Raw genomic sequence first — 24,445 nt, forward strand, 5'->3', positions numbered from 1 at the left:
GGAGCATGACGATCGAGTCCTTGCCCCCGGAGAACAGCAGACACGGACGCTCGAACTCCGCCGCCACCTCGCGCATGATGTGGATGGCCTCGGCCTCGAGTACGTCAAGCTGCGACGTCGTGTAGTCATGCGGCGGCATCAGTAGGCTGCCACCACGTCGAGCAGCATGAACGGCCGTTCGCGCCGCGGGTCGTGGTAGGGCCGCAGCGGCGCGGTGTCCGCCTTGTGCGCGTTGCCCCGCTCCCATGTCTCGAACGCCTGCCTGCTCTCCCACTCGCTGACCACCACGAAGTCGGCCCTGTCGTGCGCGGGGCGCCACAGCTCGCTGCCCAGCAGGCCGGGCGTGCCCCGCAACGTGCCGCTGATCGAGTGGAAGGCGTCGATGAGCCGCTGCTCCTCGCCCTCCGGGGCGCGGTACCAGAGCAGCACCCGCACTCTCGACGGGCTCATCCGACCTCCTCGCCGGACTTGAGCAAGTGACCCACCACGTGCATGGTCGAGATCGTGGCCGACTCGCGATAGGGGTGGAGCAGCGCGCGGTGCTCGCCGTGCTCCCAGCTCTCCTCGAACTCGCGAAACCGCTGCTCGTCCACCCAGTCGCTGCTGATGTAGTAGACGCCTTCCTCGCTCGTGCTGCGCATCAGCCAGTGACCGAGGTTGGCGGGATGATCCGTGACGGCGGCTCCCACCGACCGCCAGACCTTCTCGAACTCCTGCTCCATGCCGCTGTGGATGTGCATCCTGAGCATCACGCGGAAGCCGGGGCTGGTCATGTCAGGTACCTCCGTCGACGTTGATGGTCTCGCCGGTGATGTAGCTCGCCAGGTCGCTGGCCAGGAACGCGACCACGCCGGCGATCTCCTCGGGCCGGCCAAGGCGGCCGAGGCTGATGATCCGCTGGTACTGGGCGGTGCGCTCGGGAGGAAGCTCGGTCGTGTCGATGATCCCGGGCGCCACCACGTTGACCCGGATGCCCCGCGGGCCGAGCTCCTTGCAGAGCGTTCGGGCGAAGCCGACCAGCGCCGCCTTGGACGCCGTGTAGTGGGCCCGCATCGGCAGCCCGACCATGGCCACCTTCGAGCCGATGTAGATCAGGGACGAGCCGGGCCGCAGCAGTGGCAGCGCCTGCTGCGTGACGGTGAACGCCCCGGTCAGGTTGGTGTCGATGATCCGCCGCCACTCGTCCAGTTCGAGCTCGGGGAAGGGGATGTGGGAGATCGCCCCGGCGTTGCTCACCACGACGTCGAGGTGGCCGAGGGCGGATTCGCACTCCTCGATCAGCCGGGTGACCTCGGCGGGGTCCGCCACGTCGGCCTTGATGAGGCGGTGGTCGCCACCGGTCGTCTTGAGCTCGCGCGCGAGGCTCTCCACCGCGTCCGATTCGGTGCGATAACAGGCCAGCACGTCGGCGCCGGCCCTGGCCAGCCCGAGCGTCACCGCTCTGCCGATTCCCCGGGTGCCGCCCGTCACGAGAGCGGTCTTGCCGTCCAGTCGGATGTCCATGTTCCCTGCCTATCAACGCTGTCTACCACCCGCGGAAGGTCGCCTCCCCCGTGCAGGGGAGGCCGCGATCGGTACGTCAGCGGGAAGACGGCCGCCCGGGGACGGGGCCAGGCTGGCGCTGAACCCGAGCGACCATGGAGGATCGCCATGCAGCGACTGGCCATCATGTTCAGGATCAAGCCCGGTACCGAGGACAAGGTGCGCGACCTGCTCGCCAACTACGCGCCCCCGGTGCGGGTGACGGCCGACGGCACCAGGATGCTCAGCACGTCCGTCTTCATGAAGGACCGCATCGTGGTCCGGATGATCGAGATCGAGGGCGACGTGCCCTCGCTCATGGCGCACATCGCGCAGGACCCCAGCATCCAGTACGTGGAGAGCGAGCTGGACAAGTACGTGGTGGACGAGGACCGGCGCAGCGCGAACACGCCCGAGGGCGCCCGCGAGTTCTTCCTGCGCATGGGCATGGAGCACATCACCACCCGGCTGGCCCCGCTCGAGGGTGTCGAGGCATGAGCGAGGGCGGGACGTTCCTGGTCACCGGCGCCACCGGGCCGGTGGCCGAGGCCACGATCGCGCTGCTGGCCAAGCGGGGCGACGCCCTGCTGCTCACCGGCCGCAACGAGGCGCGCCTGGCCGAGCTGGAGCGCACGTACGGCACGCCGGGCAGGATCGAGACGTTCGCCACGGACGTGACGACCGAGCAGGGCGCGACCGCGGCGGCCGAGGCCGCGCTGTCCCGGCTGGGCCGGCTCGACGGGCTGATCCACATGGTGGGGAGCTTTCATGCCGGCCCCGTCTTCCTGACCCGGGTCGCGGAGTACGACCGGCTGATGCGGGTCAACTTCCTGTCCGCCGTCTGTGCGACGCAGGCCGTCCTGCCCCATCTCGGCAATGGCGGCCGGCTGGTGTTCTTCGGCTCGCCGCTGGCGAGCGAGCCGCTGGCCGCGCTCGGCGGGTACGCGGCCGGCAAGGCGGCGCTGCTCGCCTGGATGCGCGCGCTCTCCCACGAGGTGAAGCACCAGGGCATCCACGCCAACGCGGTGATCATGACGATGGCCGACACGCCGCAGGCCAGGCAGGAGCGGCCGCACGTGGACTTCGACCAGGCGATCACGCCGGAGCTGGTCGCGCGGGCGGTGGCGTTCCTGACCGGCGAGGGCGCCGACGGCCTGTACGGCGGCCTGGTGCCGGTCATGGGAAGGTTCGGCTTCAGCAGCGCGCTGGCCGGCCCGCCGCCGAAGGCGGGCTGATCGCATGCTCATCGACGTGCACGGCCACCTGGCACCGCCCGGCGAACGGGCGGGCGGGCCGCCGGGGCTGCACGACCCGGAGGCGATGATCGAGGCCAAACTGGCCCTCGGCGTCGAGATGACGATCATCGGCAGCCCGGTGGGAGCGGGCTCCATGCTGCCGGGCACGGGAGCCGCGAACTACCGCCAGGACGCCGCCACCGTACGGGCGCACAACGAGGCGCTGGCCGAGCTCGCCCGGCGGCACCCCGCCCACCTGCGCTGCTACGCCTACCTCGACCCCTTCGCAGGCGAGGCGATGCTGGGCCAGGCGGCCGAGCTGCTGGCTGAGCCCGAGTTCGTCGGGCTCATCGTCAACACCAGCGTCGAGGGCCGCTTCCTCAGCTCGCCGCGGGCGGACGACTTCTTCGCCTTCGCCGCCGAGGCCGGCGTGCCCGTGCTGCTGCATCCGCCCGCGGAGCCGGTGGGCGCCGACGCGGTCCTGGACCTGGGACCCGGTGTGGTCGAGCACCTGGCCCGGCTGAACGACGTCACCATGGGGGTCGCGGCCCTCGTGTGCGCGGGCCGGCTCGAACGCCATCCCGGGCTCCAGCTCATCGCGCCCGGTGGCGGCGGCGCACTGGGCCTGCTGGCGGAGAAGCTCGACCTGGCCATGGCGCCGCGGCCCGGCCGCGAGGAGCAGGCGCCCCGACGGCTGCCCAGCCGGTCACTGCGCAGGATCCTGGTGGACACCTCGTGTCCCAACCGGGCACAGCTGCGGGCCAACCTCGACTTCTTCGGGGTGGAACAGGTGCTGTTCGGCACCGACGCGCCGCCGCTGATGGGCGAACTGGAGCGGATGGTGGGGATCGTCTCCGAGCTGGCGCCCGGCGCCCTGGCGGCGAACGCCGAGCGCGTGTTCGGGCTGGGGGTGCGGGCATGAGCGGGCCGGTGCGGGCCGTGCTGACCATGGCGGTGCCGCCGGCGCGGGCCGAGGAGTTCGAACTCGCCTGGAAGCAGGTCGCCTCCTGGGCCCGGGAGCAGCCCGGCTGTCTGCGGCAGTCACTCTGTGTAGTTGACGGCGCCTACGTCATCACGTCCGACTGGTCCGACGAGGAGTCCTTCCGTCGCTTCGAGCGCAGCCCCGAGCAGGACGAGCGGACGGCCGGACTGCGGAGGCTGCGCACTTCGGCACGGATGGAGGTGCAGCGCATCCTGCATCATCACTGATCCCGGCCGAGCGTGGCCCCATGGAATGCCGCCTTCGCGAAGGCGGCATTTACCATGCCCGGAAACCCCCGTTTAGTGGCGTGTTTTATAACACAATGTTAATTGAATTCCTTCTTGTTTCATGACTTAAATACTCATAATGTTGGGCGTGCGTGATCACGGGGTCTCTGCCGCATTGATCGCTTTGCCACCGATTATGGGGAATTGGGGGCGGCGGCGGGCCTCTTCGGGGAAGGACAGGGGGTAACTACGCTGACGTGTCTGCAGAAAGTCGTAGTCGTACCCGGGCCCAATATCATGGAGTTCCTGCTGGGCATCGTGATCGGGCTGCTGATCGCCGCGGGGGTCTGGCTGACCAGGCGGCGCACCGTGAGCCGGCGTCCCGCGTCCGCTGACACGCTCGAAGAGCGGCGGCGCATCGCCAGGGAGTTGCACGACGGGCTGGGGCACGGGCTGATCGTCATCGCCATGCACGCCCGGCGCCTGCCCGCGCTCGCACCACAGACCAGGCCGATCGCCGAGGCCATCGACGAGACGGTGAGCGACATTCTCGGCCAGGTCCGCACGGTCATCGGTGTGCTGCGCGGCAGCAAGCAGCGGTCCGTGTCCGACCGGCCCGCGCCGCTGTCGGCGCAGGTCGCCGCCCTGATCTCCAACCTGCCGAGCGACGCCGCCGCCGTGCGGTTCGCGGTCAGAGGCGTGGAGCACCAGGTGGACGGGCGTATCAGGGACGTGGTGCTCAGGCTCGTACAGGAGGGCCTGACGAACGCCTTCAAGCACGGCAAGGATCTGCCCGTACGCGTCGATCTCGGCTTCGGGGACGACGAGCTGGAGGTGAGCGTGGTCAGCGGCGCGGGCGAGCTGGCCGAGCACGTGCATCAGCTGGCCGGTTACGGCCTGCTCGGCATGAGGGAAGGGGTGGTCGCGGCAGGCGGTGGGTTCGAATGCGGTCCATTGACCGACGGGGGCTTTCTGATCAGGGCCTGGTTGCCGACCGAGGAGAGAGTGCATGAAGCGCGTGCGTCTGGTGATCGTTGACGATCAGCCGTTGGTTCGCAGGGGGCTGCGGGCGACGTTCGATGATGTGGCTGATGTGGTGGTGGTGGGTGAGGCGGCCAACGGGGTGGAGGCGTTGCAGGGTTTGCGTGGGGGGCGGGTGGATGTGGTGTTGATGGATATCAATATGCCGCGGATGGGGGGTTTGGAGGCGACGCGGCGGATCTGTGAGGGGGAGGGTCCTCGGGTGATCATTTTGACGATGTATGACCAGGATGAGTTTGTGTTCGAGGCGTTGCGGGCGGGGGCGTCGGGTTTTGTGTTGAAGGATTCGTCGCCGGAGTTGCTGGTGGATGCGGTGCGGATGGTGGCGTCGGGTGAGGGGTTGCTGGCGCCGTCGGTGACGCGGCGGTTGATCGAGGAGTTCGCGCGGCGGCCGGTGGTGTCGGCGGCGGTGGTGCCTGATCTGGTGGGGTTGACGGATCGGGAGCTGGATGTGTTCCGGTTGCTGGTGCGGGGTTATCGCAATGAGGACATTGCGCGGTTGCTGGTGTTGGGGGAGTCGACGGTGAAGTCGCACGTGCAGCATCTGTATCAGAAGCTGGGGGTGCGGGATCGGGTGCAGGTGGTGATCTACGCCTACGAGAACGGGCTGGTGCAGCCAGGACGCGGCTGGGACTCCATCGAGGGGACGACCTCGTCCACCGCAAAGGGGAGACTGGAGTTCATGTCGGCGGCGGGAGACACACGCTGCGCAGCTACCTAGCGTGGCGCTGTCCGGATCCCGACGACGAGGAGATCCTCGTGACCGACAGGAGTCTGATAGTGGCCCGCCTGGAGCCGGGGGCGGCGGCCGACGTCGCCCGCCTCTTCGGGGCCTCCGACGCCACCCCACTACCGCTCGAACTGGGCGTCGTCCGCCGCCACCTGTTCCAGTACCACGACCTGTACTTCCACTACGTGGAGTTCGACGGAGACGCCCGTGCCCAGGTGGGCAAGGCCCGAGGCCGGGCGGACTTCCAGCGGCTCAGCGCCGACCTCGACCGTTACGTCAAACCGTTCGACCCGGCCACCTGGCGCAGCCCGGCCGACGCCATGGCCAGTGAGTTCTACGGGTGGGAGCGGCGCTCATGACACTCACCCTCGACGGCGCCACCACGTCGTGGACTGCCTGCGCCGGCTGCGGAAGCCTGCTCTACGTGCCCAAGCTGACGCGCGGCAAGCACGTCTGCCCCGACTGCGGCCACCACCACCGGCTGGGCGCGCGAGAGCGCTTGCGCCTGCTGCTGGACGAGGATTCCTTCCAGGCCGCCCCGGCCGTGGAGGGCGGCGACCCGCTCGGTTTCGCCGACTCCCGCCCGTATCCCGAGCGCCTGGCCGCCGCCAGGCGCGCCACCGGGCTCACCGACGCCGTGCTGCACGGCAAGGGCACACTCGGAGGCCGCCCGCTCATCGCGCTGGCCATGGACTTCGCGTTCATGGGCGGCAGCATGGGATCGGCGGTGGGCGAGACGGTGGCCAGGGCCGCCGACGAGGCGCTGGCCACCAGGAGCCCCCTGCTGCTCGTCGCGGCCAGTGGAGGCGCCCGCATGCAGGAGGGCAGCCTGTCGCTCATGCAGATGGCCAAGACCGCCCAGGCGGTGCGCCGGCTGCGCAGGGCCGGCGTGCCCTCCGTCTGCCTGCTGACCGATCCCACCTTCGGCGGGGTCACCGCGTCGTTCGCCACGCTGGCCGACATCCTGGTGGCCGAGCGCGGCAGCCTGATCGGCTTCGCCGGGCCCCGCGTCATCGCCGCCGCCACCCGCGAGCGCCTGCCCGAAGGGTTCCAGACGGCCGAGTACCTCTTCTCCCGCGGCATGCTCGACCGGGTCGAGTCACGCGAGTCGGTGCGCCCGCTGCTGGCACGCCTGCTCAACCTGCTGGACGGGGCCACGCCACCGTACCGGGACCAGCAGGGCGCGCCCGCCCACGACGGCGGCGAGACGGCGGCGAGCGCCTGGGAGACCGTCCGGCTGGCCCGCGACATCCAGCGGCCGAGCACGCTCGACTACATCAGCCACATGTGCGAGGACTTCGTCGAGCTCCACGGCGACCGGGTGCACGGCGACGACCCGGCCATCGTCGGCGGGCTCTGCTCCCTGGGCGGCGTCAACGCCATGATCATCGGCCACCAGAAGGGGCACGACACGCAGGAGCTGATCTCCCGCAACTTCGGCATGGCCCATCCCGAGGGCTACCGCAAGGCGCTGCGGCTCATGCGCCTGGCCGAGTCGTACGGCCTGCCGGTCATCACGCTGATCGACACCCAGGGCGCCGCGCCCGGCATCGGTGCGGAGGAACGCGGCCAGGCCTGGGCCATCGCCTCCGCCATCGCCGGGATGGGCGAGCTGACGGTGCCGATCGTGGCGACCGTCACCGGAGAGGGAGGCAGCGGCGGCGCGCTGGCGCTCGGCGTGGCCGACGAGGTGCTCATGATGCGCAACGCCTGCTACTCCGTCATCAGCCCGGAGAGCTGTTCGACGATCCTGTGCGGAGAGCCGTCCAGGGCGGAGCAGATGGCCGAGTCGCTCCGCCTCACCGCGCCCGAACTGCTGCGCCTGGGCGTGATCGACGGCATCGTGCCGGAGCCCGAGGGGGGCAGCCAGGCCGACCACCTGCAGGCCGCGGCGAACCTCAAGAGCATGATCCTCGACTCGCTCGGCCGGCTGTCCCGCTACGACCCGCACGAGCTGGTACGGCGGCGGCACGACAGGTTCCGGGCACTGGGATCGGTCTCGGATGTCTGAGCAGGCGTGGAGCGAGGAGTTCAAGCTGCTGCGCGCGGAGGTCAGCAGCCTGGTGAAGACCATTCCCGGCGCGGTGTCCACCGTCGTGCTCCGGTCCGGCGACCGCAGTGTGGAGGTCAGCTGGACGCACCAGGAGGGTCCGGTCACCCGGGCCTCCGGGGAGCCGGAGCCGCCCCGGGACGAGGTCGCCGACCCGGCGATCAGATCAGTCGTCGCACCGCTGGTCGGCACGTTCTACGTGGCCCCCGAGCCGGGCGCGGAGCCTTTCACCCGGCGCGGTGCCCGGGTGGAGTCCGGGCAGACCGTGGCCATAGTGGAGGCGATGAAGCTGATGAACCAGGTGCCGTCCGAATGGTCGGGAGAGGTGGTGGAGGTGCTGGTCGCCGACGGCCAGCCGGTGGAGTTCGGCCAGGAGCTGGTCCGCGTCCGGGTGGACGGCACATGACCGCGCCGCCGTTCCGCAAGGTGCTCATCGCCAACCGCGGCGAGATCGCCCTGCGAATCGCCAGGACCTGCAGGGAGCTGGGCATCGCCACGGTCGCGGTCTACTCCACCCCCGATCGCGACAGCGCGGCGGTGAGGTTCGCCGACGAGGCCGTGCACATCGGACCCGCCGCGCCCAGGCGCAGCTACCTGTCCATGCCGGGCCCCATCGAGGCGGCGCTGCGCTGCGGCGCCGACGCGGTGCACCCGGGCTACGGCTTCCTGTCGGAGGACCCGGACTTCGCCACCGTGTGCGCCGACAACGGCCTGACGTTCATTGGCCCGCGCCCCGAGGTGATGGCCGCGGTCGGCGACAAGGCCAGGGTCCGGGAGCTGATGCGCGCCGCCGGGCTGCCCGTGCTGCCCGGCAGCGACGGGGCGGTTCCGACGCTCGCCGAGGCCGGGCGGGTGGCATCGGAGATCGGCTATCCGGTGGTGGTCAAGGCGGCCGCGGGAGGCGGCGGCAGGGGCATCGGCGTCGCCAGGAGCGCGGCCGAGCTGCCGCGCGTGCACCAGGAGACGGTCGCGCTGGCCAGGGCGGTCTTCGGCAACGGCGAAGTCTACCTGGAGCGGTACGTGGAACGGGCCCGCCACGTCGAGGTCCAGGTGCTCGGTGACGAGGCGGGCAACGTCGTGCACCTGGGCGAACGCGACTGCTCGCTGCAGCGGCGCAACCAGAAGCTCGTCGAAGAGGCCCCCTCGCCCGGTCTCGACCCGCGCACGCGTGCCGCGCTGGGCGAGCACGCCGTCGCGGGGGCCAAGGCCGTCGGCTACACCGGGGCGGGCACCATGGAGTTCCTGGTGGACGAGGCGGGGACCGTGACGTTCATGGAGCTGAACGCCAGGATCCAGGTCGAGCATCCGGTCACCGAGGCGCTCACGGGGATCGACCTGATCCGCGAGCAGATCAGGATCGCCGCCGGGCTGCCGCTCGCCGTCAAGCAGGAGGACGTCCGCCTGTCCGGCACCGCGATCGAGTGCCGCGTCAACGCCGAGGATCCCGAGGCGGACTTCCGGCCGGCGCCGGGCCGGCTGGAGGTCTTCGACGTGCCCGGCGGCCCGTGGACGCGGGTCGACTCGGGTTTCGTGCGCGGCGACACCGTGCCGCCGTACTATGACTCCCTGCTCGCCAAGCTGATCGTCTGGGCCCCGACCAGGGCGGAGGCGCTCGCCAGGGCCGACCGGGCGCTGGCCGAGTTCACCGTGGCCGGGCCGGGCGTGGTCACCACGATCCCGCTGCTGCGCAGGCTGATCTCGCATCCCGTCTTCGCGGCGGGCCGGCACACCACCCGGTTCGTGCACGAGCTGCTCGACGGGTGACCCTGACGTGGTGGTCAGCGGACCTTCAGCTTTTCGTCAGTCTCGCCGATGATGATGACCTGCGAGATGAATGACACGAAGCGGGGTGGAGGCGTGGCCGAGACCGTCAGGCGACCGGAGGCGCGGCTGCTCGTCATCGAGGACGAACCGGACATCCTCGAGCTGCTCTCCGCCAGCCTGCGTTTCTCCGGGTTCGAGGTGGTCGGCGTCTCCAAGGGGGTGCGGGGGATCGAGGCGGCGCTGCGGCACCGCCCCGATCTGATCATCCTGGACGTGATGCTGCCCGACGTCGACGGGTTCGAGGTGATCAAGCGGCTGCGCTCGGGCGGCGACCGCACGCCCGTGCTGTTCCTGACCGCCCGCGACTCGGTCGACGACCGGATCAAGGGGCTCACTCTGGGTGGCGACGACTACGTGAGCAAGCCGTTCAGCCTCGACGAGGTCGTCGCCAGGATCAGGGCCGTGCTCAGGCGCCTGCGCGACGGCGCCACCACGCCGCCGCCCCGGCTCACGTTCGCCGACATCGAGCTCGACGAGGAGAGCCACCAGACCTGGCGGGGCGGCGAGCCGGTGCAGCTCTCCCCGACGGAGTTCAATCTGCTGCGCTACTTCATGCTCAACGTCGGCAGGGTGCTGTCGAAGGCGCAGATCCTCGACCACGTCTGGCACTACGACTTCCGCGGCGCCGACGCCATCGTGGAGAAGTACGTCTCGGCGCTGCGCAGAAAGGTGGACTACCGCGACCCGCGGCTGATCCACACGCTGCGCGGCGTCGGATACGTGCTCAGGCCACCACAGTGAGCCCGGCAGTGAGCCGGACCCCGCTGCGGGTCAAGCTCACCGTCATCGTGGTGCTCCTGGTGACGGTCGCCGCCATGGTGATCAGCGTGGCGAGCGTGGTGCTGCTGCGCGACCGCCTGCTCGACCGGGTGGACGACCAGATCAGGCGGGTCACGGAGACGCTGCACAACGACATGCGGGACGAGCGCCCCACTCCGCAGGGCCAGTTGCTCGTGTACGTGCCGAGCGACGTCTCCGTGCTGCGGGTGGGCCAGGACGGCACGGTGACCGCCCGCTCCAGGAACGCCGACCCGGACTTCGAGGCCGCGCTGCCGCCGAGCCTGCCCTCGGGCATCTCGACCGTGGAGCGCTGGCGGGTGCTCGCGGACGGCGGGCTGCTCGTCGCCATGCCGCTCACCCAGGTCGATGAGACCGTGACCCAGATGGCGTGGATCGGCGCGATCGTGGCCCTGGCCGTGGTGGCGATCGTGGCCGCCGTCGGCGTGATCGCCGTCAGGGGCAGTCTGCGGCCGCTGGAGGAGATCGAGCGCACGGCCCAGGTGATCGCCGCGGGTAACCTGTCGCACCGGGTCGAGGGCGAGGACCCGCGTACCGAGGTGGGGCGGCTGGCGCGGGCGCTGAACGGCATGCTGGCGCAGATCGAGTCCGCCTTCCGCGCCAGGGCCGCGTCCGAGGAGTACATGCGGCGCTTCGTCGCCGACGCCGGCCACGAGCTGCGCACCCCGCTGACCGCCATCCGCGGCTTCGCCGACCTGTTCAGGCGCCAGCGCGGCGAGGACGAGCTGGTCGCCAGGATCGGCAGGGCCGCGGGGAGGATGAGCCTGCTGGTGGAGGACCTGCTGCTGCTGGCCAGCCTCGACCAGCGCAGGCCACTGCGCAGTGACCGCGTCGATCTGCTGGCGGTCGCGGCCGAGGCCGTGCAGGAGGCGGCGCTGCTCGCGCGCGACCGGAAGATCGACCTGACGGTGAAGGGCGAGAACGCCCCCCTGGTGATCGGCGACGAGTCGCGGTTGCGCCAGGTCATCGGCAATCTGCTGAGCAACGCCGTACGGCACACGCCGCCGGGCACGGCCGTCGAGGTGCGGCTGCTGGAGGGACGGCTCGACGACGGCGGGCCCGCCGTCGTGCTGGAGGTCGCCGACCAGGGCCCCGGGCTGACGCCCGAGCAGGCCGAGCGGGTCTTCGAGCGGTTCTACCGCGCCGACAAGGCCCGCTCGCGCGACGAGGGCGGCAGCGGGCTGGGGCTGGCCATCGTCGCCGCGCTCGCCGCCGCGCACGGCGGCGTGGCCGAGGTGGACTCCGGCCCGGGCGCCACCTTCCGGGTACGCCTGCCGGCCGCTGACTGAACGGTCTGCCTGCGGTCAGGCGGCTTTCAGCCACGCTCGCTTCGATGAGTCCTCGTCCAAAGGATGAGAAGGCTTCTCATCACCATGGTGGAAGACCAGGGAAACAGGGGGTGCCTAGCGTGGCGGCCGTGGAAGAGATGGGTGTTTACCGACAGGGGCCGACCCGGCGCCAGGCGTTCGCGGGCGCGGGCGCGGTGTTCGGCCTGGCGATGGGCGGATGGGGATCGGCGGCGGTGGCGGCCCGCGCGGGTGAGCCGCCACGGGATCCGGCACTGCTGCTGACCAAGTTCGTTGACCGGCTGCCGATCCCGCCGGTGATCAAGCCGCAGCGGCGCGGGTCGCTGTGGGAGCTGACGATCCGCATGCGGGTGGCGCAGCGGCGGCTGCACTCGGAGCTGCCGCCCACCCGCCTATGGACCTACGAGGGCGGCTTCCCCGGACCCACCATCGACGTGGAGCGGGGGCAGCGGGTCAGGGTGACCTGGGCCAACCAGCTCGCGACCCCGTTCCCCGTCAGCGCGGTGCAGGTGTCGGACGAAGGGCTGCCGGCGGACAAGCCACCGGCGAACTACCCGGGCAGGGACGGCGTCGAGCCGATCGCGGACGTCGCCGCGTTACCCGCCTGGGCCGCGGTGCACCTGCACGGCTCGCGCACCGGCGGCGGCAACGACGGCTGGGCCGAGAACGCCGTCTACCCCGGCGACGCCCAGCTGTCGGAGTACCCCAACGACCAGCCGGCCGCCACGCTCTGGTACCACGACCACGCCATGCACCTGACCCGGTTCACCGTCTTCTCCGGGCTGGCCGGCATGTACTACATCAGGGACAAGGAGGAGGCGGCGCTCGGGCTGCCGCGCGGCGCGCACGAGATCCCGCTGGTGCTGTGCGACCGCAACTTCGACCTGGGCCAGGACGGCAAGCTCGACGGCAGGCTGCTCCACAAGGTCATCCTCGAACGGGAGGAGCCTCCGTCGCCGGGATTCTTCCTGGGGCCGTACAACCTGGTCAACGGCATGGTCTGGCCGTATCTCGACGTGGAGCCGCGCTGGTACCGGTTCAGGGTGCTGAACGCGTCCAACGCGCGTACGTACCGGCTCATGGTGCTGGGCCAGGACGGCAAGCCGCTGTCCGGCGCGCTGAAGGTGATCGGCTCGGACAACGGCCTGCTCGGCGCGCCCGCCCCGGTGACGGGCGCGCTCACCCTGGCGCCCGCCGAGCGGGCCGATGTGCTGGTGGACTTCTCCGCTCTCGGCGGCAGCACGCTCAAGCTGGTGGACACCTATCCGGGCATCACCCCGGGCGAGCCCAACCCGCGCAACGGCATACCCGAGCCGGACATCATGCAGATCAAGGTGTCGGACGGGCGCCCGGCCGATCGCTTCACGCTCCCGGCCACGATCTCACCGTCGTTCGATCGGCTGACCCACGACGACGTCCCGGCCGAGCACGGGCACCGGTGGATCGTCGTCCCGCCGTCGGCCACCTTCAGCGGCCAGCCCAATGAGCTGGGCATGTGGGAGATGGCAGAGGTCGATCCGAGCACGGTCACGATCCCGAGCGCCGGAGTCGTCCAGGTGCAGGGGCCGGACGGCAAGGTCAAGACGCTCAAACGGGTGGCGGGCGAGTACGCCGACCACAGCGACTTCGTCATCGCCCGCGGCAGCTGGGAGGCCTGGAACTTCCTGGTGCTGACCCGCCAGCCGCATCCGATGCACCTGCACATGGTCCGCTTCCAGACGCTGAACAGGGACGTCTACGACCGCAGCGGCTGGAACGAGGAGATCCGCGGCACCACCGCGCCGATCAAGTTCCTCCGCGAGGGGCCGCTCGAAGGGCACGAACAGGGCTGGAAGGACGTCGTCCGGGTGCAGGGCGTCGAGCTGGCCACCGTCGTCGGCCAGTTCGATCAGGTCGGCCGCTACGTCTACCACTGCCACATACTCGAACACGAGATGCACATGATGCGTCCCTTCGTGGTGATGCCGCCTGAAGTGCTGAAGCTCCACCCGCCCGGCGGCGGGCACCACTGAACTGTCAGGTTGTTTTCTGGCGGACGGGAAGGGCCTGGTCAGCTTCGGCCGCGAAGGTGAGCGCGGAGGTGATCGAAGATGAGACCACGATGGTCCATGATCCTTATCTGCGCCGCCGCCCTGCTGGCGCTCCCGGCCTGTGCGAGCACGCCGGAGCAGGCGGCGGCACCGCCCGCCGGATCCGCGTCGGCGTCGGCGTCGGCGTCCTCGACCGGCGGCACCGAAGACAGCCTGGCCAGGTGGATGACCTGTATGCGCGACAACGGCGTGCCGGTGGAGGACCCGAGGGAGAGCGGCCGGCTCAGCGCCGCCGACACCGGGGTCAGCCAGGAGGTGCTGGAGAAGGCCCAGGAGGCCTGCCGCCAGTACGTCCAGCCGGCCGCCGGCGACCGGCCCAACGCGAACGACCCCAGCGTGATGGACAAGTACCTGGCCTACGCCGCCTGCATGCGCGACAACGGCGTCGACATGCCCGACCCCAAGGCCGACGCCAACGGCGAGATCGTGATGGAGCCGAAGACGGCCACCGACTCTCCCCAGTACGTGAAGGCGAACAAGGCCTGCCAGAGCAAGCTCCCCGGCGGCGGTCCTGGCGGGGCACGGTGAGCAAGCGCGGAGTGATCGCGTCCGTCACGGTGGCGCTGGTGCTCGGCGCGGGGGCCGCGGCAGCGGCCCTGCTCGCGCCGGGCGGCGGCGCCGCGGCCGGAGGCGAGGCGGCGACGTTGCCCCCGGCCACCGCGACGGTGGAGCGCGGTGATCTGATCGACACCTTGACCGTCAGCGGCGTCCTCGGCCACGGTGCCGAGCAGCCGGTGATCAACTCTGCGGGCGGCACGCTCACCGCGCTGCCCGCGGCGGGCGCGGCGATAGGGCGCGGGGACGAGCTCTACGAGGTCGATCGCGACCCCGTGGTCCTGATGTACGGGCCCAAGCCCATGCACCGCACCCTCGAACTCGGCGTGACCGACGGCGCGGACGTGCGTCACCTGGAGAGGAACCTGAAGGCGCTCGGCCACGATCTCACCGTGGACGACCACTTCGGCCTGTCGACGCTGAGGGCCGTACGGGAATGGCAGGCCGACGCCGGGCTGCCCGTGACCGGCTCGGTCAGCAAGGCCCAGGTGGTGTTCCTGCCCGACAAGGTCCGCGTGCAGGCGCTGCGCGCCTCGGTGGGAGCGCCGGTCCGCAAGGGGCAGACCCTGCTGACCGTCACCGGAGTCGAGCGGTTGGTGACCGTCCAGCTCGACGCCGGCCGCCAGCGCCTGGCCAAGAAGGGCGCCCCCGTGGAGCTCCAGCTCCCCGGGGAGCTGGAGCTGACCGGGAAGATCGCCAAGGTCGGCACCGTGGCCAAGCCGGCCGGTGACGACGGCACCTCCACCGTGGAGGTGCGGATCACCTTGGACGACCCGGGCAAGGCCGGCACGCTGGACCAGGCGCCGGTCAGCGTGGAGCTGCAGAGCGAGATCCGCCGCGGCGTGCTGTTCGTGCCGGTGGAGGCGCTGCTCGCGCTGCGCGAGGGCGGCTACGGCGTCGAGGTGGTCGAGGGGTCGTCCGTGCGGGTCGTGCCCGTGAAGGCCGGGGTCTTCGCCGGCGGCCGCGTCGAGGTGTCCGGCGGCGACCTGCGCGAGGGCATGCGAGTGGGGGTGCCGGCGACGTGACAGCCATCGTCAGGCGAGCGGAGGTGCGGGCACCATGACGCCCATCGTCCGCATCGAGAACGTGGTGAAGACCTACGACGGCGGAGTGGCCGCGTTGCGCGGCGTCGACCTGGACATCTTCCCGGGAGAGCTGCTCGCCATCGTCGGCCCGTCCGGCTCGGGCAAGTCGACGCTCCTGCACATGATGGGCGTGCTCGACCGGCCGACCTCGGGGCGCGTGATCATCGCCGGGCACGACGTCGGGCGCCTGCCCGACCGCGAGCTGTCGGGTCTGCGCGCCTCGCTGCTCGGCTTCGTGTTCCAGCAGTTCCACCTGGCCGCGGGGGTGTCCGCGCTCGACAACGTGGCCGACGGGATGCTCTATTCGGGCGTGCCGCTGTCCGAGCGGCGCCGGCGCGCCGCGCTGGCGCTGGAGCGGGTGGGGCTGGGCGAACGCCTGACGCACCGGCCGCACGAGCTGTCCGGCGGTGAGCAGCAGCGCGTCGCCGTGGCCAGGGCCGTCGTCAGGGAGCCGGCGATACTCTACGCCGACGAGCCGACCGGCAACCTCGACACCGCCTCGGGGGCCGAGGTGCTCCACGTGCTCAGGACGCTCCACGCCGACGGCACCACCGTCGCGATCATCACCCATGAGCACGAGGTGGCCGCCGCGGCCGGCCGGCAGGTCAGCGTCCGCGACGGCCGCATCGTGTCCGACGTCAGGAGCCCGGCATGACCGCGGTGACGCCCGCCCGGCTGACCGCGCGCGACCTGCTCAGGGTCGGGCTGGCAGGGCTCAGGGTGCGGCGGACGCGGGTGGCGCTGGCCTCGCTGGGCATAGCGATCGGCATCGCCACCATGGTCGCGGTCGTCGGCATCTCCTCCTCCAGCCAGGCGGACCTGCTGCGCAGGCTCGACGAGCTCGGCACCAACATGCTCACGGTCAAGGCGGGACAGACCCTTCAGGGGGAAGACGCCAAGCTGCCGGAGCAGTCGGTCGCCATGGTGAGCAGGATCGACTCCGTCTACGCGGTGGCCGCCACCGGTGACCTCGAGGCGAGCGTCTACCGCACCGATCGCATCCCGGCCGACCGCACCGGCGGGATCTCGGTCCGCGCGGCCACGCTCGGGCTGCTGGAGACCGTACAGGGGCGGGTGCGCACGGGCTCCTGGTTCACCACGGCGAGCGAGAGCTTCCCCACCGTGGTCCTCGGCGACCTGGCCTCCCGGAGGCTGGGCGTCACCGCGCCGGGTGCGCAGGTCTGGCTGGGCGGGCGCTGGTTCACCGTGCTCGGCGTGCTGGATCCGGTGCCGCTCGCGCCGGGCATCGACCGGGCGGCGCTGGTCGGCTGGGAGGGGGCGCGCGACCTGCTGAGCTTCGACGGCCACCCGACCATGCTGTACGAGCGCTCCACGCCGGAGTCCGTCGAGGCAGTCAGGAGCGTCCTGCCCCGGACCGTGAACCCGGAGTACCCGGAGGAGGTGACGGTCAGCCGCCCGTCGGACGCGCTGGCCGCACGCGCGGCCACGGCGGGCGCCTTCACCAACCTGCTGCTCGGGCTGGGCGCCGTCGCACTGCTCGTCGGCGGCGTGGGCGTGGCCAACACCATGGTCGTCTCGGTGCTGGAGCGGCGCAGGGAGATCGGGCTGCGCCGGGCGCTCGGCGCCACCAGGGGCCACATCCGCGCGCAGTTCCTCGCCGAGTCGCTGCTGCTGTCCGGGCTTGGGGGCGTGGTCGGCCTGGCGCTCGGCACGCTGGTCACCATCGGGTACGCCGTCTCGAACGGCTTCCCGACCCTGGTGCCGCTCTGGGCGATCGGCGGCGGGCTGGCCGCGGTCGTGGTCATCGGCTCGGTCGCCGGGCTCTATCCGGCCGTACGCGCGGCCAGGCTCTCCCCGACGGTCGCCCTCAGTACCGCTTGAGACCCACCTCCGGGAGGGGGCTCTCCTCCCGGAGGCGCGGCCGGGTATTCATCACGGTGGCGGAAGACCCGGCCCACCACCCGCTCCTACCGTGAGCCGCATGCCAGCCAACACGTTCACCGAGGCAGACCTGAGGGCCCTTCTCCTGGCCGTGGGCCTGGGCCCCGCGCAGGACGACTACACCCTGACCTTCGAGCAGCTCGAACTCGACTCGCTGGCCAGGGTGGAGATCGCCACGAGGATCGAGGACCGGTTCGGCCTCATCCTGGAGATCGCCGCCGAGCAGAGCCCCGCGCAGGTGGCCGAGCTCGTCAACACCAGCCTGGCCGGAGCCGTTTCATGATCGGGCACACCGACAACGCCATCGAGATCGACGCGCCGATCGGCTTCGTCTGGGCGCAGACGAACGACGTACGCACCTGGCCCGACCTGTTCACCGAGTACGCCAAGGTCGAAGTGCTGGAGGAAGAGGCCGCCTCGGTCGTCTTCCGGCTCACCATGCACCCCGACGAGCAGGGCAGGGAGTGGTCGTGGATCTCCCAGCGCAGCTGGGACCGCGACACCTGGACCGTGCGGGCCCGCCGGGTCGAGACGGGCCCGTTCGAGTTCATGAACATCACCTGGACCTACGAGGAGCTCGCCGCCGACCGCACCCGCATGCGCTGGGTGCAGGACTTCCACATGAAGCCGGACGCGCCGGCCGACACCGAGGCGATGACCGAGCACATCAACCGCAACACCCGCATCCAGATGGAGATCATCAAGGACCGGGTCGAGCGCCGCCGCCGGGCCGTGGTCGGCTTCACCGACGTGCCCTCCAACACCCGCCGCGGCGGCGACCTGCGCACCCTGGTCTCGCCGGCCACCGTGGGCGCCAGCTCCGGCTTCCTCGGCGCGGTCCGCCTGGCCCCGGGCGAGAAGGTCGCCGAGCACTACCACCCCTACTCGGAGGAGTTCGTCTTCCTCGCGCGCGGCGAGCTCCGCGTCGACCTCGACGACGAGCCCGTGGCACTGGGCGAGGAGCAGTCGCTGCTGGTGCCCAGGAACGTGCGGCACCGGCTGACCAACGTCGGCCGCGACGAGGCACTGGTGATCTTCCAGCTGAGCCCGCTCGCCCCCCGGCCCGAGCTGGGCCACGTCGACACCGAGGAGGCCACGTGAACGGCGGCCTCAGGCGCAGCGTGGTCACCGGGATCGGGGTGATCGCCCCCGGCGGCGGCAGCCGCGAGGAGTTCTGGCAGCGCATCACCGGCGGCAAGCCCGCGATCCGGCGCATCACCGCGTTCGATCCCGAGCCGTTCCGGTCGCAGATCGCCGCGGAGTGCGACTTCGACCCGTCCGCCTACGGCCTCACCCCACGGGAGGTCAGGCGGCTGGACAGGTTCGTGCTCATGGCGCTGGCCTGCGCCGAGGAGGCGTTCGCCGACAGCGGTCTGACCTCGGCCGACCCCGAGCGGATGGGCGTCTCCCTCGGGACGGCGGTCGGCTCCACCATCAGGCTGGAGGAGGAGTACGTCGTCGCCAGCAACGGCGGCCGCGACTGGGTGGTCGATCCGACGCACGTCACGCCCTTCCTCTACCAGGCGCTGGTGCCGTCGAGCGCGGCCACCGAGCTGGCCGTCCGCTTCCACGCGCAGGGCCCGGCCGCGGTGATCTCGACCGGCTGCACCTCGGGCATCGACGCGATCGCGCACGCCCACACCCTGATCCAGGACGGCGAGGCCGACGTCGTCATCGCCGGCGCCTCCGACGCGCCCATCTCCCCGATCACCGTGGCCTGCTTCGACGCGATCAGGGCGACCAGCCCGCGCAACGCCGACCCGGAGCAGGCGTCGCGGCCCTTCGACGCCGACCGGCAGGGGTTCGTGCTCGGCGAGGGCGCCGCCGTGCTGATCGTCGAGGAGCTCCAGCACGCCCTGGCCCGCGGCGCCCGGGTGTACTGCGAGATCACCGGCTTCGGCGCCCGGGCGAACGCCTTCCACATGACCGGCCTGCGCGCGGACGGCTTCGAGCTGGGTGAGGCGATCATGGAGGCGATGGACCGGGCCCGACTGGCGCCGGAGGACCTCGGCTACATCAGCGCCCACGGATCCGGCACCAAGCAGAACGACCGGCACGAGACCGCCGCCTACAAGCGCGCCCTCGGCGAGGCGGCACGCGACGTCCCGATCAGCTCGATCAAGTCGGTCATCGGGCACTCGCTCGGCGCCATCGGCTCGATCGAGATGGCCGCGTGCGCGCTGGCCATCCAGCGCGGCGTGGTCCCGCCCACGGCGAACCTCACCACCCCCGACCCCGAATGCGACCTGGACTACACGCCGGGCACGGCCAGGGAGGTCACCGTGGATCACGCCCTGTCCGCCGGGAGCGGGTTCGGCGGATTCCAGTCCGCCATGGTCTTCTCGCGCCTGGAGGCCGCGTGAGCCACAGGATGGTGATCACCGGGATCGGCGTGGTCGCGCCCACCGGGCTCGGCGCGGTCGAGCACTGGGAGAACGGTCTCGTGGGGCGCTCCGGCATCAGACCGCTGGCCGACTCCGCCGCGCTGCCGGTGAAGGTGGCCGGCCAGGTGGCGGCCTTCGACGAGACCGAGCACGTCGAGCCGCGGCTGCGGGTCCAGACCGACAAATGGTCGTGGATGGCGCTGGCCGCGACCGAGTTCGCGCTGGCCGACGCGGCACTCGACCCGATGGGGGAGTTCCCGTTCCACCTGTCGGTGGTCACCGCCAGCTCCTCCGGCGGGAACGCGTTCGGTCAGCGGGAGATCGAGGCGCTCTACCGGTCGGGGCCGCGGGCCGTCAGCGCGTACCAGTCGATCGGCTGGTTCTATGCCGCGAGCAGCGGCCAGATCTCCATCCGCCACCGGGCGAAGGGGCCCTGCGGCGTGATCGTTTCCGACGGGGCGGGTGGAATCGACGCGCTCGCCCAGGCCGGGCGGCTCATCCGGCGGGGCGGCCAGGCGGTGATGGTCGGCGGCACGGAGGCGCCGCTGTCGCCGTACGCGCTGGTCTGCCAGGCCGGTCAGGGAACGCTCAGCGGCGAGCCGGACCCCGCCCGCGCCTACCGTCCCTTCGCGCGCGAGGCCGGCGGCTTCGTGCCCGGCGAGGGCGGCGCCATGCTCGTGGTCGAAGAGTGGCGCCGCGCCCACATGCGCCCGGCCGCCCAGGTGTACGCCGAGATCGCCGGCACCGCCGCCACCCACGACGCCCGCCACCCCGCCGCGCCCCCGGCGGACGGCGGGCAGCTGGCCCGGGCCATGCGCCTGGCGCTGGACCGGGCGGGGTGCGACGCCGGCGAGGTGGACGCGGTCTTCGCCGACGGCGCGGGAACCCCGGCGGGCGACGACGCGGAGGCGGCGGCGCTGGCCGAGGTGTTCCGCCGCCGGAGGGTGCCGGTCACCGTCCCCAAGACCATGACGGGCCGCCTCAACTCCGGCGGTGGCGCGCTCGACGTGGCCTGGGCGGCGCTCGCACTGCGTCACGGCGTACTGCCGCCCACGGTCAACGCCGGCGAGCCGGCCCACGACCTGGACCTGGTCACGCGGGCCAGGGAGCTGCCCGGCCTGCGCACGGTGCTCGTCGCGGCGCGCGGGGTCGGCGGGTTCAACGCGGCGGCGGTGCTGCGCGCCCCTGACAGATGAATACGGGCAGTGTCACAGGAAGCAGTCAGCCAGGCGTCAGCGCGATGGAAGGTAGCGGCCCGAGTGTGGCACTACGAGACACGCCAGGGAGGCCGCATGTCCAGTGATGAGCAGGGCCGCGACGGAGGCATCGTCTACACCTACTATCCCGGGCAGGGATCCTGGCAGGTCGAGCAGCCGGAGCCGCCCCCTGAGCGCCGCCGCGGCCGTCTCGGCGCGGCGGTCGCGGGGCTCGTCGCGGGCGCGCTGCTCGCCGCGCTGCTCGGCGGCCTCCTGCTCGACCGCGGAGGGGAACGGGACCGCGTGTCGGCCGCGATCACGCAGGCTCCCGCGCCCAGCGCGACCGCCCCCCGTCCGGCCCTCAGCCTGGCCGACATCGCCGACGCGGTACGCCCAAGCGTCGTCTCGGTGACCACCACGGGCGGCGCGGGCTCGGGGGTCGTGTACGACGCCGAGGGCACCGTGCTGACCAACGCGCACGTGGTCGAGGATGCCCTGGGAGGCGATGTGCGGCTCCGGCTCGCCGACGGCACCACGGCCGAGGCCAGGGTCCTGGGCGTCGACACCTTCTCCGACATCGCGGTGCTCAAGGCCGGCGAAGCCGCGGGCCTGCGGCCCGCCAAGCTCGGCGACAGCGACAAGATCAGGGCCGGCGACGAGGTGCTGGCCATCGGCAGCCCCTTCGGCTTCGACGGCTCGGTGACCGCGGGCATCGTCAGCGCCCTGCACCGGACGCTCTCCGGCGAGGGCGGCCGGGCCGTCCTCGCCGACGCGATACAGACCGACGCCGCCATCAACCCCGGCAAGTCGGGCGGCGCGCTCGTGGACGCGGCGGGGCAGGTGATCGGCATCAACACGGCCATCGCGAGCACCGGCACCGGCAACGTCGGTGTCGGCTTCGCCATACCGGTGAACGAGGCCAGGCGCGTCGCGGACCAGCTCATCGCCGAGGGCAGCGTCGTGCGCGCCCACCTCGGCGTCTCGGTCACCGACGCGTCGGGCAGGCCGGGAGCGCTGATCGACGACGTGGAGCGCTCCGGCGCGGCGGGCTCGGCGGGGCTGCGGCCGGGCGACCTGATCACCGGGCTGGGCGGGACGGCGGTCCGAGCGGAGGCCGACCTCATCGCGGCGGTACGCGCCCGCGTGCCGGGCGAGCGCGTCACCATCACCTACGAGCGCCAGGGTGTCGCGCACACCGTCGAGGTGATGCTCGCCAGCGCGTGAAGGCCGGCCCGGCACCGCGGCGGCCGGCTCAGACCGCGACGCGTCGTTGTGCGAGAAAGCGCACCTGGTCGCCCGGGCGGAGCTGGGCGGCGGCGGGCAGGTCGGCGGTGCGCACCACGGCGATGACCGGGTAGCCCCCGGTGGGTGGGTGGTCGGCCAGGAAGACGATCGGCTGCCCGCTCGGCGGCACCTGGACCGCTCCCGCGACCATGCCCTCGCTCGGCAGCTCTCCCTCCTTGGCCCGCGCCAGCTCACGACCGCGCAGCCGTACCCCCACGCGGTTGCTGTCCTGGCTCACCTCGTACGGTCCCGCGCACAGCGCCGCCGGCGCCTCCGGCACGAACCAGTCGTCGCGCGGCCCCGGCACCACCCGCAGCACGGCCGGCCCAGGCTCCGGCAGGGGCGCCAGGTCCACCGAGATGACGCCCTCGGGCGGACCGACCGGCAGCAGCGTGCCCGTACGCAGCGGCTCGGGCCCCAGCCCGGACAGCGAGTCGGTGGACCGGCTGCCGAGCACCGGCTCGACCGCGATCCCGCCGCGAACGGCCAGGTAGGTGCGCAACCCTCGGGAGGGCGCCCCGAACCGCAGCTCCGTCCCCGCGGGCACCCAGAACGGCGTCCCCATCCCGGGCCGCGCCTTCAGCGTCGCACCGGCCTTCGGGGGTGTGACGGCCTCCGCCGCCAGGGACGCGCCCGCCAGCGCCACCCAGGCCGCGTCGAGGAACCGCAGCCACGCCATGCCGAACGTCAGCTCGATCCCCGCCAGCCCCTCGGCGTTGCCCACGAGCCTGTTGGCCAGCCGCAGGCTCCCGGCGTCCGCCGCGCCGGAGTGCGGCACCCCCAGGTGGGCGTAGCCGGGTCGGCCCAGGTCCTGGACGGTCGCGTACGGGCCGGGCGCGAGCACCTCGATCATGCCGGTGCCGGCTCGAACCGCACGCGCATGCCGGGGCGGAACAGGGACGGCGGGTCGGCGGCCACGTCCCACACCCGCACGGACGTGCGCCCGAGCAGCCGCCACCCGCCGGGCGAGGCCGTCGGATAGACCGCCGAATACGGCCCCGCGATGGCCACGGACCCCGCCGGCACCGACGTGCGCGGCGTGTCGAGCCTGGGCGTCTCCAGCGCCGGATCCAGCCCGGTGAGATAGGCGAACCCCGGTGCGAACCCCAGCCACCCCACCACCAGCTCACGCCCCGCGTGCCGGGCGATCACCTCCTCCACAGGAATCCCCGCCAGCGCCGCCACGGAATCGAGATCCGCGCCGTCATAGACCACGGGAATCGTCACCACCGCACCCTCGGCCGGCGCCCGGACGGCGGCCCTGTCGCGTTCCACGGCGACGACCGCCTCCAGCCGCGCTCGCAGCCGGGCCTGGTCCACGCCGGGGGCCACCACGAGAACGCTCTCCGGCCCCGGCACGATCTCCACGACCCCCGCGGGCCGCTCCGCCCGCAGCGCCGCGTCCAGCCGGTGCGACAGCTCCAGCGAGCCCGTCTCCACGAGCAGCGCGTGCTCCCCGGCCACCCGGATCACGTGAACGCCTGCAGGACGACTCCGGCCGCCAGCAACGCGTCCCGCACCCCCTGCGCCAGCCGGACGGCGTCAGGCGTGTCTCCGTGGACGCAGATGGAACGGGCGGAAACCGGTACGGAAGTGCCGTCCACGGCCGTCACAGAGCCTTCCACGGCCATCTGGCGGGCACGGGCGGCCACCACGGCCACGTCGTGGAGCACCGCGCCCGGCTCCGTGCGCGGCAGCAGCATCCCCGCAGGTGTGTACGCCCGGTCCGCGAACGCCTCGCTCACCGTCGGCACGCCCTCGGCCGCCGCCACCTTGTGCACGACGGAGCCCGGCAGCGTGAGCACCGGCAGCGACGGGTCGTAGTCGGCCACCGCGTCGATCACGGCCGCCGCCTGGACCTCGTCGCGGCAGATCCGGTTGTAGAGCGCACCGTGCGGCTTGACGTAGGACACCCGGCCGCCCATCGCCCTGGCGATGCCGTCCACGGCCGCGAGCTGGTAGAGCACCTCCGCGCACAGCTCCTCCGGCTCGGCCTCCATCTCCCTGCGCCCGAAGTGCGCCAGGTCTCGGTAGGACACCTGCGCCCCGATCGCCACGCCCCGGTCGACGGCCGCCGCGCACGTGCGCCTGATCGTCACGGGGTCTCCGGCGTGGAAGCCGCAGGCCACGTTGGCACTCGTGACGATGTCGAGCAGTGCGAGGTCGTCGCCGAGGCGCCAGATTCCGAAGCCCTCACCCAGGTCCGCGTTGAGGTCGATCACCATGGCACCCAT

28 protein-coding genes and 1 pseudogene are annotated in these 24,445 nt (G+C 72.0%); 22 read left to right on the forward strand and 7 right to left on the reverse strand.

Annotated elements, in window-relative coordinates:
• The 4 genes and pseudogenes from EJK15_RS29900 to EJK15_RS29915 all read right to left on the reverse strand — a co-directional run.
• Positions 1 to 139, reverse strand: a pseudogene (locus EJK15_RS29900) (sulfate adenylyltransferase subunit CysD); the annotation flags it as partial.
• Positions 139 to 450: an antibiotic biosynthesis monooxygenase family protein gene (locus EJK15_RS29905; RefSeq protein WP_138713816.1), complete on the reverse strand. Its 312-nt coding sequence runs from the start codon at positions 448 to 450 to the stop codon at positions 139 to 141. The gene EJK15_RS29905 and the pseudogene EJK15_RS29900, both read right to left, overlap by 1 nt.
• Positions 447 to 773 (reverse strand): antibiotic biosynthesis monooxygenase family protein, encoded by a 327-nt coding sequence (locus tag EJK15_RS29910; RefSeq protein ID WP_138713817.1) that lies wholly within the window; start codon positions 771 to 773, stop codon positions 447 to 449. Before EJK15_RS29910 ends, EJK15_RS29905 begins: the two co-directional genes overlap by 4 nt.
• Before the next feature lies 1 nt (position 774).
• Positions 775 to 1,503, reverse strand: coding sequence for an SDR family NAD(P)-dependent oxidoreductase (locus tag EJK15_RS29915; RefSeq protein WP_138713818.1), 729 nt, complete (start codon positions 1,501 to 1,503; stop codon positions 775 to 777).
• A gap of 147 nt (positions 1,504 to 1,650) precedes the next feature.
• Here EJK15_RS29915 and EJK15_RS29920 point away from each other — a divergent pair, with 147 nt between their 5' ends.
• The 22 genes from EJK15_RS29920 to EJK15_RS30025 all read left to right on the forward strand — a co-directional run bounded on the left by EJK15_RS29920 (position 1,651) and on the right by EJK15_RS30025 (position 22,151).
• Positions 1,651 to 2,019: a SchA/CurD-like domain-containing protein gene (locus EJK15_RS29920; RefSeq protein ID WP_138713819.1), complete on the forward strand. Its 369-nt coding sequence runs from the start codon at positions 1,651 to 1,653 to the stop codon at positions 2,017 to 2,019.
• Positions 2,016 to 2,756: an SDR family oxidoreductase gene (locus EJK15_RS29925; RefSeq protein ID WP_138713820.1), complete on the forward strand. Its 741-nt coding sequence runs from the start codon at positions 2,016 to 2,018 to the stop codon at positions 2,754 to 2,756. The genes EJK15_RS29920 and EJK15_RS29925 overlap by 4 nt, the downstream gene beginning before the upstream one ends.
• Positions 2,757 to 2,760: 4 nt before the next feature.
• Entirely contained in the window at positions 2,761 to 3,678 is a 918-nt protein-coding gene (locus tag EJK15_RS29930; RefSeq protein ID WP_138713821.1) for an amidohydrolase family protein, read from the forward strand.
• Complete coding sequence (locus EJK15_RS29935; protein ID WP_138713822.1) at positions 3,675 to 3,965, forward strand: antibiotic biosynthesis monooxygenase family protein; 291 nt, start codon at positions 3,675 to 3,677, stop codon at positions 3,963 to 3,965. Before EJK15_RS29930 ends, EJK15_RS29935 begins: the two co-directional genes overlap by 4 nt.
• A 297-nt stretch (positions 3,966 to 4,262) precedes the next feature.
• Positions 4,263 to 5,003, forward strand: a complete 741-nt coding sequence (locus EJK15_RS29940; protein ID WP_138713823.1) for a sensor histidine kinase — start codon at positions 4,263 to 4,265, stop codon at positions 5,001 to 5,003.
• Complete coding sequence (locus EJK15_RS29945) at positions 4,975 to 5,727, forward strand: response regulator (protein WP_138713824.1); 753 nt, start codon at positions 4,975 to 4,977, stop codon at positions 5,725 to 5,727. The genes EJK15_RS29940 and EJK15_RS29945 overlap by 29 nt, the downstream gene beginning before the upstream one ends.
• A gap of 38 nt (positions 5,728 to 5,765) precedes the next feature.
• Entirely contained in the window at positions 5,766 to 6,095 is a 330-nt protein-coding gene (locus EJK15_RS29950; protein WP_138713825.1) for a TcmI family type II polyketide cyclase, read from the forward strand.
• Positions 6,092 to 7,747 (forward strand): acetyl-CoA carboxylase carboxyltransferase subunit alpha, encoded by a 1,656-nt coding sequence (locus EJK15_RS29955; protein ID WP_138713826.1) that lies wholly within the window; start codon positions 6,092 to 6,094, stop codon positions 7,745 to 7,747. Before EJK15_RS29950 ends, EJK15_RS29955 begins: the two co-directional genes overlap by 4 nt.
• On the forward strand, positions 7,740 to 8,192 hold the full coding sequence (locus EJK15_RS29960; protein WP_138713827.1) for an acetyl-CoA carboxylase biotin carboxyl carrier protein: 453 nt from the start codon (positions 7,740 to 7,742) through the stop codon (positions 8,190 to 8,192). Before EJK15_RS29955 ends, EJK15_RS29960 begins: the two co-directional genes overlap by 8 nt.
• Positions 8,189 to 9,550, forward strand: coding sequence for an acetyl-CoA carboxylase biotin carboxylase subunit (locus EJK15_RS29965; RefSeq protein WP_138713828.1), 1,362 nt, complete (start codon positions 8,189 to 8,191; stop codon positions 9,548 to 9,550). Before EJK15_RS29960 ends, EJK15_RS29965 begins: the two co-directional genes overlap by 4 nt.
• Before the next feature lie 66 nt (positions 9,551 to 9,616).
• The gene (locus EJK15_RS29970) at positions 9,617 to 10,351 is read left to right on the forward strand and encodes a response regulator transcription factor (RefSeq protein ID WP_138713829.1); all 735 of its coding nucleotides are present in this window, start codon (positions 9,617 to 9,619) and stop codon (positions 10,349 to 10,351) included.
• An 8-nt stretch (positions 10,352 to 10,359) separates the two neighbouring features.
• Entirely contained in the window at positions 10,360 to 11,697 is a 1,338-nt protein-coding gene (locus EJK15_RS29975; RefSeq protein WP_138713830.1) for a sensor histidine kinase, read from the forward strand.
• A 137-nt stretch (positions 11,698 to 11,834) separates the two neighbouring features.
• Positions 11,835 to 13,727, forward strand: a complete 1,893-nt coding sequence (locus EJK15_RS29980; protein WP_240777302.1) for a multicopper oxidase family protein — start codon at positions 11,835 to 11,837, stop codon at positions 13,725 to 13,727.
• Positions 13,728 to 13,823: 96 nt separating this feature from the next.
• Positions 13,824 to 14,333 (forward strand): hypothetical protein, encoded by a 510-nt coding sequence (locus EJK15_RS29985; RefSeq protein ID WP_171074609.1) that lies wholly within the window; start codon positions 13,824 to 13,826, stop codon positions 14,331 to 14,333.
• On the forward strand, positions 14,330 to 15,385 hold the full coding sequence (locus EJK15_RS29990) for a peptidoglycan-binding protein (protein ID WP_240777298.1): 1,056 nt from the start codon (positions 14,330 to 14,332) through the stop codon (positions 15,383 to 15,385). Before EJK15_RS29985 ends, EJK15_RS29990 begins: the two co-directional genes overlap by 4 nt.
• Positions 15,386 to 15,419: 34 nt before the next feature.
• Positions 15,420 to 16,100 (forward strand): ABC transporter ATP-binding protein, encoded by a 681-nt coding sequence (locus tag EJK15_RS29995; protein WP_138713832.1) that lies wholly within the window; start codon positions 15,420 to 15,422, stop codon positions 16,098 to 16,100.
• The gene (locus EJK15_RS30000; RefSeq protein WP_138713833.1) at positions 16,097 to 17,287 is read left to right on the forward strand and encodes an ABC transporter permease; all 1,191 of its coding nucleotides are present in this window, start codon (positions 16,097 to 16,099) and stop codon (positions 17,285 to 17,287) included. The genes EJK15_RS29995 and EJK15_RS30000 overlap by 4 nt, the downstream gene beginning before the upstream one ends.
• Before the next feature lie 100 nt (positions 17,288 to 17,387).
• Positions 17,388 to 17,630, forward strand: coding sequence for an acyl carrier protein (locus EJK15_RS30005; RefSeq protein ID WP_138713834.1), 243 nt, complete (start codon positions 17,388 to 17,390; stop codon positions 17,628 to 17,630).
• Positions 17,627 to 18,448 (forward strand): cupin domain-containing protein, encoded by an 822-nt coding sequence (locus EJK15_RS77205; RefSeq protein WP_138713835.1) that lies wholly within the window; start codon positions 17,627 to 17,629, stop codon positions 18,446 to 18,448. Before EJK15_RS30005 ends, EJK15_RS77205 begins: the two co-directional genes overlap by 4 nt.
• The gene (locus tag EJK15_RS30015; protein ID WP_138713836.1) at positions 18,445 to 19,710 is read left to right on the forward strand and encodes a beta-ketoacyl-[acyl-carrier-protein] synthase family protein; all 1,266 of its coding nucleotides are present in this window, start codon (positions 18,445 to 18,447) and stop codon (positions 19,708 to 19,710) included. Before EJK15_RS77205 ends, EJK15_RS30015 begins: the two co-directional genes overlap by 4 nt.
• The gene (locus EJK15_RS30020) at positions 19,707 to 20,927 is read left to right on the forward strand and encodes a beta-ketoacyl synthase N-terminal-like domain-containing protein (protein ID WP_276615441.1); all 1,221 of its coding nucleotides are present in this window, start codon (positions 19,707 to 19,709) and stop codon (positions 20,925 to 20,927) included. Before EJK15_RS30015 ends, EJK15_RS30020 begins: the two co-directional genes overlap by 4 nt.
• A 96-nt stretch (positions 20,928 to 21,023) precedes the next feature.
• Entirely contained in the window at positions 21,024 to 22,151 is a 1,128-nt protein-coding gene (locus tag EJK15_RS30025; protein WP_138713837.1) for a S1C family serine protease, read from the forward strand.
• Between the two features lie 28 nt (positions 22,152 to 22,179).
• Here EJK15_RS30025 and EJK15_RS30030 read toward each other — a convergent pair whose 3' ends face one another.
• The 3 genes from EJK15_RS30030 to EJK15_RS30040 are packed head-to-tail and all read right to left on the reverse strand — an operon-like array spanning position 22,180 to position 24,436.
• Entirely contained in the window at positions 22,180 to 23,064 is an 885-nt protein-coding gene (locus EJK15_RS30030) for a 5-oxoprolinase subunit C family protein (protein ID WP_138713838.1), read from the reverse strand.
• A complete protein-coding gene (locus tag EJK15_RS30035) occupies positions 23,061 to 23,684 on the reverse strand; it encodes a 5-oxoprolinase subunit B family protein (RefSeq protein WP_138713839.1) in 624 nt (207 codons plus the stop codon). The genes EJK15_RS30030 and EJK15_RS30035 overlap by 4 nt, the downstream gene beginning before the upstream one ends.
• On the reverse strand, positions 23,681 to 24,436 hold the full coding sequence (locus tag EJK15_RS30040; protein ID WP_138713840.1) for a LamB/YcsF family protein: 756 nt from the start codon (positions 24,434 to 24,436) through the stop codon (positions 23,681 to 23,683). Before EJK15_RS30040 ends, EJK15_RS30035 begins: the two co-directional genes overlap by 4 nt.
• Between the last annotated feature and the right edge of the window lie 9 nt (positions 24,437 to 24,445).

Origin of the sequence: Nonomuraea basaltis (assembly GCF_005893125.1) — a bacterium.
GTDB lineage: Bacteria > Actinomycetota > Actinomycetes > Streptosporangiales > Streptosporangiaceae > Nonomuraea > Nonomuraea basaltis.